The sequence below is a fragment of the Candidatus Goldiibacteriota bacterium genome (assembly GCA_016937715.1).
Taxonomy (GTDB): Bacteria; Oederibacteriota; PGYV01; order PGYV01; family PGYV01; genus PGYV01.
On record JAFGWA010000040.1, the window covers coordinates 1 to 8,334 of the forward strand.

An 8,334-nucleotide genomic window follows, 5' to 3' on the forward strand; every position below is an offset into this window, starting at 1 on the left:
GAGTACAGTCAATGAAAATTTACGCTTAATTTTCATATAGGGATACTTTTTTTATTGACTGTTTTTTACATAGATGTCCCTACAAAACCGATTTATTAAACCTTAAAGGGTTTCACAACCCTTTCAAAAACACCCTGCGTGTATGAAATTGCCATTCCATAATTTGTTATCGGAACAGATACATTTTTGGATGAATCTATCCTGGACAGCATCTCTTTGCGGTTTATCATGCACGCGCCGCAGGAAATAATAAGGCCATACTTTGACAGGTCTTTGTCCATATACGGGCCGGTAACGATGTCAAATTCAAGGTTTTTTCCCGTGTACTGCCTTATCCATCTTGGTATCTTTACCCTGCCTATGTCATCTGACTGGGCGTGATGCGTGCACGCTTCCATAATTAATACCCTATCGCCGTCTTTCAGTTTATCTATATGCCTTGTGCCGTTAACAAATTCCTTAAAATCTCCCTTTAAACGTGAGAACAGTATGGAAAAGGTGGTAAGCGGGATTGAATCAGGGACATCCCCGGACACTTTAAGCACCACCTGCGAATCGCATATAACAAGAGCCGGCGGATTTTTAAGTTCTTCCAGGGCGTGCACAAGCTCCCTTTCTTTAACCGTAACTGTTACAGCGTCGTTATCCAGAATATCCCTGATAACCTGAACCTGCGGCAGTATAAGCCTGCCCTTTGGCGCACCAAGGTCAATCGGCACTACAAGCATAACCACATCTCCCTGATTTATAAGATCGCCGATGATGGTGGAGTTTTCCACATTAATTTTAGAACCGGTTTCCACCAGCATAGTTCTGAATTTATCAATGTTTTCCCTTGTTGTACAACTTAAAGAAATATAGGATATTCCCTTTTGTTTTAATGCATTTTCTTTTTCTTCATCCCTTACAGCAACATCACTTTTGTTGAAAACTACCACCACTGAATCAACCGTCTTTTTAAGCTCTGCTATCAGCTCTGATTCCAGATTATCAAATGTGGAAAACGTGGTCACTACAACTGCCAGATTTATTTTGTGGATAACTTCTTTGGTTCTTGCCACCCTCTTACCGCCAAGCTCGCCCACATCATCTATCCCCGCGGTGTCATAAATAAACACCGGGCCAATACCGGCTATTTCCATGGCCTTTCCTACCGGGTCAGTGGTAGTACCGGGGGTGGTGTCAACAATGGCTGTATTCTGCCCTGTAAGGGCGTTAATAAGGCTGGATTTACCAGCATTGCGCCTTCCAAAGATCCCTATTTGTAACCTGTTAGCTGCCGGTGTCTGGTTCATTTATCGCCATCCTTTAGCCCTGTCATTTTAAACCTGTTGGAATTTACAAGTTCATCGTAGGTCTTATTATCTATTAATCCGGATTCTGTAACCATCTTTTTTATATCCTTTTCACCGTTTTTATACCTCTGGTAAAAAACCGCGGCTTTATCATGGCCGATGTATTGGCTAAGGTATGTTAAAACCGCAACCGAAGATGATAAATTTGAAGCAACTTTTTCCCTGTTAAGTTTTAAGCCCTTAATACATCCCCGGTCAAGCAGCTTTATAGAATGGGTAAGCATCCACAGATTTTTTAAACTTAACGCGGCAACAAGGGGGTAAAACTGGTTAAGTTCAAAGTTGCCCTGTGACGCGGCATTGGATATTACAGAGTCGTTGCCCATTATAAGCATGGATGCCTGCTGGACAAATTCCGGAATAACCGGGTTTACCTTGCCCGGCATAATGGACGAACCTTCCTGAACCGCGGGCAGAATAAATTCCCCTATACCGCCGTCCGGACCGCCGGACTGCAGCCTTAAATCACCCGCGATTTTCATAAGGTTAACAGATGCGGTCTTTACAATTGCCATCACCTCAACCACAGAGTCCAGATTCTGCGTGGCATCCACAAGATTTTCCGCCCTGCTGATATTAAGGCCTGTAATTTCCCGAAGTTTGTTTACCGCCGAGAAAATATACTTCTGCGGCGCGTTAAAACCCGTGCCTGTTGCCGTGCCGCCAAGGTTTAAAGTTTTTATCCTTTCGTTTGCTTTAAACACCCGCCAGCGGTCGCGCGCTATGGCTTCCGCGTACGCGGAAAACTGCATGCCCACGGTCATGGGCAGCGCGTCCATAAGCTCTGTGCGCCCTAATTTTATTACGTCTGAATACTCTTTTTCTTTTTCCTGCAGGGAATCCTGCAATGACGCAAGCGCCGGTTCCAGCTCTTTTAAATAAAACATTACCGCCGTTTTAAAGGCGGAAGGATACGTGTCATTGGTGGACTGGTGCAGGTTAACGTCATCCACAGGGCTTAAAATATGGTAATCGCCCGGCTTGTACCCGTTTAATACAAGGGCTTTGTTTGCTATAAGTTCGTTTATGTTCATGTTCATGGGAGTTCCCGCGCCGCCGGATATGGGGTTAACTATCACCTGATTGTTATCATCCCCTTTTATCAATTCATCCACGGCATCGGTTATCATTTTGGTTTTTATGTCAGACAGGTATCCATTTTCATGGCTGGCAAGCGCGCACGCTTTTTTTACCAATAAGAATGCTTTTATAAACAGCGGGTCAGTACCTTCGCCAAAATCCCCAAAATTTTCCCGCGCCCTTGCGCCATTAATGCCGTAAAGAGCGTCATTCGGAATCTGTAATTCCCCTATGAAATCTTTTTCCCTGCGCATTATGCACCAGCCTTTTTTTAATCCGGAAGCATCGTGAATTTTATTATATCACCTTTTTTGTAGTATATCATAATAACCTCTTAATACAAGATAAAAAAAAAGGGCGGCCATTAAGCCGCCCTTTTTATATTACAGAAATTATTTGTAGTAAAGCGGCCTTGGAGTATACTTTGTATGCAGCAGCTTGTGTGACTTGTGGCTTAACGGCTTTTCAAGGAATTCTTCATACAGTTTCTTGATATCCGGATTTTCATGGGACACCCTGATTTCAGATTCCGCGTCATCCTTGTATATACCTTCTGTCCTTTGTTTGCGTATTTCATTTGTAACCATATACGGCTGTCCGCCGCCGGCTATACAGCCGCCTTCACACGCCATAACCTCTATAAAATCATAAGGCATGGGCTTTCCTTCCTGTTTTGCTTTTCTGATTTCATCAAGTACATGCCTTACATTGCCTGTACCGTGCGCTACCGCAACGCTTACTTTATTTCCGGCAACATCAACAACCCCTGTCTTAACGCCGGACAAACCCCTTACCGCAAATACATCAATATTTTCTAAGTTCTTTCCCGTAACAAAGAAATAAGCTGTCCTTATAGCCGCTTCCATAACGCCGCCTGTCGCTCCAAATATAGTACCGGCGCCTGTATATGTTCCAAGCATTGAATCAACATCTTCCGGAGGCAGCGTTTTAAAATCAATACCGCTTGATTTTGTCATGCGTACAAATTCCCTTGTTGTAAGGGATATGTCAACATCCTGGAATCCGCTGGAACGCATTTCTTCGCAGCGCTGTATTTCATATTTCTTTGATGTACACGGCATTATTGACACTACAAATACCTTTGAAGGGTCAACCCCGATTTTCTGGGCATAATAGGTCTTTGCCACTGCCCCAAGCATTTCGTGAGGCGATTTACATGTGGAAAAATTCTCTATTAAATCCGGGTAATATTTTTCCATAAAATCAACCCAAGACGGGCAGCACGATGTGATAAGCGGAAGGGCTTTTTTATCGGTTGTATACTTTTTAACAAACTCCGAAGCTTCTTCCATAATTGTCAGGTCGGCCGCAAAGTTGGTGTCAAAAGCGGCTTTAAAACCAAGTTTTCTTAAAAGCGCGTATATTTTCTTTGTAACTATCTCACCCGGCTGCATATCAAACCCTTCGCCAAATGCCACCCTTACCGCAGGCGCTATCTGCGCCACGCAGTGAAGTTCCGGATTTCTCAACGCCGCCCAAACTTTGTCCACTTCGTCAAATTCAACAAGGGCTCCCACCGGGCAGTGCGCGGCGCACTGTCCGCACTTTATACAAGGGCTTTCCGAAAGCGTAATATCGCCCGCAGGCGCCATTCTTGTATCAAAACCCCTTTCAAGAAACTCTAAGGCATGTACAGTCTGGATATTCTGGCACACTTCAACACAGCGCCCGCAGCCGACGCATTTACGCGGGTCAAGTACTATCGCTTTTGTTGATGTATCCTTTGGAAGCTCCCTTATCATCGGTTCATAAGTCCTGCTTCTTATCCCGAATTCTTCTGAAAGCGTCTGAAGCTCACAGTTTCCGTTTCTTAAACACGTAAGGCACTCGTTGGGATGGGTGGAAAGAATAAGTTCCAGGACATTCTTTCTTACTTCATAAAGCTCGCCGTCATGCGTTGTAATTTCCATGCCCGGCTCCACTTTTGTGCAGCAAGCCCTTAATAACTTTCTGTTATTTTTAACTTTTACAACGCATATCCCGCAGGACGCGGTGGCATCAAGATCAGGATGCTTGCATAACGTGGGTACCTTTACATTTGCTTTTAACGCGGCTTCAAGAATGGTGACGCCTTCATGCACCGTTACTTTGCTGCCGTTTATAAACACATCTATAAGTTTTCCGGTTTTAATTTCCTGTATCATTTTATTTCCTCCTTATCCTCTGCTCACGGCGCTGAATTTGCATACCGCGTAGCACTCGCCGCACTTTATGCATTTTGACTGGTCTATTAAATACGGTTTTCTCTTTTCACCGCTTATACAGTTAACAGGGCACCTCTGCGCGCAAAGCCCGCAGCCTATGCACTTATCGCTGATAATCGTATATGTTACAAGGTCTTTACACTTTCCGGTCACGCATTTTTTATCCCTTATATGCTCCATGTACTCTTCGTTAAAGTATGTCAGCGACGAAATTACAGGATTCGGGGTTGTCTGCCCAAGCGCGCAGAGAGAAGCTTTCTGCATCGCCATGGAAATATTTCTGATTTTTTCCAGGTCTTTTTCTTCACCCCTGCCTTTTGTAATCCTTTCAAGTATGGCAAGAATCTGTTTTCCGCCTATTCTGCAGGGAGCGCACTTTCCGCAGGATTCATCCACAGAAAACTGAAGATAGAACTTGTTTACGTCCACCATACAGTCGTCTTCGTCCATTACAATAAGCCCGCCCGAACCCATGATTGAACCTATTGACTGCAGGGACTCGTAATCCACCTGCATGTCCATGAATTTTTCCGGTATAACGCCTCCCGAAGGGCCGCCGGTCTGAACCGCTTTATATTTTTTGCCGCCGCTTATGCCGCCGCATATATCATAAACTATTTCCCTTATTGTTGTACCCATTGGAACTTCCACAAGTCCGGGGTTTCTTACTTTTCCGGTAACCGCAAAAACCTTTGTTCCTTTGGATTTTTCCGTCCCTATAGACGCAAACCACGCGCCGCCCCTTTCCGCTATAACGGGAATATTCGCCCAAGTTTCAACGTTATTGATAAAAGTAGGTTTGTTCCATAATCCTGATACTGACGGGAACGGCGGCCTTGGCCTTGGGTTTCCCCTTTTGCCTTCAACAGACGCGATTAAAGCGGTTTCTTCTCCGCAGACAAAAGCTCCCGCGCCCCACCTTAATTCAATATCAAAACTGAAATCAGAACCAAGTATATTATTACCAAGAAGGCCTTTTTCCCTTGCCGCTGTAAGGGCTTTTTCAAGCCTTTCAATTGCAAGCGGGTATTCCGCCCTGATATATATATAACCCTGGCTGCTTCCAATTGCATAACCGCCAAGTATCATTCCTTCTATAAGATTGTGCGGATCGCCTTCCATTATACTTCTGTCCATGTACGCGCCGGGGTCTCCCTCATCCGCGTTACAGATTACATATTTAACAGGGTCTTTTTCGCGCCTTGTAAGTTCCCACTTTAAACCCGTGGGGAACCCAGCGCCTCCGCGCCCCCTTAAACCGGAAGCTTTTACTTCCGTAATAAGTTTATCCGGTGTCATTTCAAACAGCGCTTTTTCCACGCCGCTGTATCCGCCGCGCATGATGTAATCGTCTATTGATTCGGGGTCAATATAACCCACATTTCTTAAGACTATTTTAAACTGCTTGCTCTGCGAATCCGCTTCGGGAACTTTGGAATTTTTATTTCCACAGTCGCAAAGAAAACTGCACGGTTTTTCATTTAAAGCATTTTCTATTATTTTTTCCACATCAGCTTCTGTAAACCCCTTATAAATAGAACCTTCGGGCATAATTCTTACAATAGGTTCATCGGCTGTAAGCCCTACAAAAAGGCTCTTAATTACTTCCGCCCTTTCCTGAAGGTTCTTTTCATTAATTACCTTTGAAAAGGCATTATACATTTGATTCTGTTTTGATTTTTCAGGCTCCCATATAAAAAAATATTTCCTGTTCATTTTTCCGCCTCCACTGCTTTAAATATATTTTTGCCGGTATCTTTAGACGGCATAAATATTACATTGCTTTTTAATATGTGTTTTTTCATTACATGTTCTGTAATAATGGACTGCGCCACATTTTCGTCCACATTGCCGTAAAATATCTCCGGCATATCCTCTATTCTTACAGCAAGATTCGGCTCGCAGAAACACATACCAAGACATCCGGTTTTTCTTAATTCTATATTGGTAATACCGTTTGCCTTTAATGTATCTTCCATAACTTTATACATAACGGCGGCCCCTGCAGCTATACCGCAGGTTCCCATTGATATCATTATTTCACCTTTTATATTTTTCTTAAAATCTTTCCTGAATTTGGCAAGATCGCCCTTTCCCATTTTAGCCATTTGTCTTATCCTCCTCCAGCTTTCTGTATTCCGCGAATATCGCAGGAAGCATATCTTTTTTCAGGTTTCCATACACTTTTCCGTTAACCAGCATTACCGGAGCAAGTCCGCAGCATCCGACACAGCGTACAAGTTCAAGTGAAAAAAGGCCGTCGGGGCTTGTTGAATTTATACCCACATCAAGAAGATCCTCTATTTCCATCATGAGGTCATTGCCTCCTTTTAAATAACAGGCAGTTCCCATGCAGACCGAGATCTGATTCTTACCCGGTTTTTTAAGTTTAAACAGGTGATAAAACGTAATGATGCCATAAATTTTCGCAAGCGGAATCCCGATTATTCTGGAAACTTCCATTGCGACTTCCCTTGGAACATAACCATAAATTTCCTGAACTTTGTGCAGCACCATAATTTCACTGCCGGGACGGCTTTTCCATTTCTCAATAAAACTTAGAAGATTTGCATCAAGTTCTACAGCTTGTTTCCCTGTCGTCATAACAAAGGCCTCCATATATAAAATAAATTCTTGTGAAATAATTCACCTTAAAACACACAAAAAAACAGTACCGTTAGTTAATTTTGTTACTTTGTGAAATCGTTCACTTGACCATACAAAAAAAAGTTTAAGTTAGCCGCGATAATTTCAGTCTTAAAGAACAATAAGTCGAAAAAAAATTAATATTCGTAAATATATATACACCCTGTCCGATTCTTTGTCAATAAAAATTTTAATTTGACTTTTTTTTATTACACAGTTAGTATGCTCCGTGATATGCGTTTGCATATAAGGAGAATATTATGAACAGTATATTATCGGAACAGAGTATCACGCCAAAAGGGCGCGGTACAAAAGAAAGGATATTTGAAACCGCGGTGGAATTGTTCTCAAAAGACGGTTTCAGCTGTGTTTCCATAAGGGATATCACTTCCGCTTCAGGGCTTAAAGAAAGCTCCCTTTACCACCATTTTATAAACAAAGAAGCGCTGCTAAGCGAAATCTATTTTTATTTTGCGGAAAACATCAACGCCACAAGGCTGTCTGAATCTGATATAAACCAAATTTTAAATAACGGCAGCGGTTATACCCTGCTTAACAGCTGCCTTCTTGAATTCAGACAGGTAATGGAACAGCCTTTAATGGCGCGCGTCTGGCGGATAATAACAATGGAACAGTACCGCGATGTGAAGGCATTTGAAATACTTTCAATTGATTTTCATAAGATGAGGATAAAATATTATGAAAATATATTCAGGATGCTTGTTAAAAAAAGGCTAATTAAAACCCTTGACCCCAAACTTCTGGCATTTGAATATTTTTACACGCTGATAGGCATGCTGACAGAATATAACGTCCTTAAATTTTATAAGAAAAAGACCGAAGTCATAGAAAATCTTATGTCAGAACATATAAATTTTTTCTGGAATAAGATTAAGAACAACTAACAGTTAACAGCTGACAAGTTACAGGTTGCAAGTAGCAAGTATTAAGCTGTCAGTTGTAACTTGTTACCTGACAGTTGTTACTTGTTACTTGTTACTTGTTACTTGTTACTTGTTACTTGTTAC

7 protein-coding genes are annotated in these 8,334 nt (G+C 42.4%); 1 reads left to right on the top strand and 6 read right to left on the bottom strand.

Translation table 11 applies throughout. The features are described from left to right. Positions 1-95: 95 nt before the first annotated feature. The 6 genes from hydF to JXR81_04900 form a co-directional block, all read right to left on the bottom strand. Positions 96-1,295, bottom strand: a complete 1,200-nt coding sequence (gene hydF / locus JXR81_04875) for a [FeFe] hydrogenase H-cluster maturation GTPase HydF (GenBank protein ID MBN2754183.1) — start codon at positions 1,293-1,295, stop codon at positions 96-98. Continuing rightward, positions 1,292-2,689 carry an aspartate ammonia-lyase gene (locus tag JXR81_04880; protein MBN2754184.1) on the bottom strand — a complete coding sequence of 466 codons (1,398 nt, stop codon included), beginning with the start codon at positions 2,687-2,689 and terminating at the stop codon, positions 1,292-1,294. The genes hydF and JXR81_04880 overlap by 4 nt, the downstream gene beginning before the upstream one ends. 138 nt (positions 2,690-2,827) lie before the next feature. Then, the gene (locus JXR81_04885; GenBank protein ID MBN2754185.1) at positions 2,828-4,600 is read right to left on the bottom strand and encodes an iron hydrogenase small subunit; all 1,773 of its coding nucleotides are present in this window, start codon (positions 4,598-4,600) and stop codon (positions 2,828-2,830) included. 12 nt (positions 4,601-4,612) lie between these two features. Next, a complete protein-coding gene (gene nuoF / locus JXR81_04890; GenBank protein ID MBN2754186.1) occupies positions 4,613-6,376 on the bottom strand; it encodes an NADH-quinone oxidoreductase subunit NuoF in 1,764 nt (587 codons plus the stop codon). Then, the gene (locus JXR81_04895; GenBank protein MBN2754187.1) at positions 6,373-6,768 is read right to left on the bottom strand and encodes a (2Fe-2S) ferredoxin domain-containing protein; all 396 of its coding nucleotides are present in this window, start codon (positions 6,766-6,768) and stop codon (positions 6,373-6,375) included. The genes nuoF and JXR81_04895 overlap by 4 nt, the downstream gene beginning before the upstream one ends. Next, positions 6,761-7,264 carry an NAD(P)H-dependent oxidoreductase subunit E gene (locus JXR81_04900; protein MBN2754188.1) on the bottom strand — a complete coding sequence of 168 codons (504 nt, stop codon included), beginning with the start codon at positions 7,262-7,264 and terminating at the stop codon, positions 6,761-6,763. Before JXR81_04900 ends, JXR81_04895 begins: the two co-directional genes overlap by 8 nt. A gap of 302 nt (positions 7,265-7,566) precedes the next feature. Between JXR81_04900 and JXR81_04905 the strand changes: the two genes are divergently transcribed. Further along, positions 7,567-8,211, top strand: coding sequence for a TetR/AcrR family transcriptional regulator (locus JXR81_04905; protein MBN2754189.1), 645 nt, complete (start codon positions 7,567-7,569; stop codon positions 8,209-8,211). Positions 8,212-8,334 lie beyond the last annotated feature (123 nt).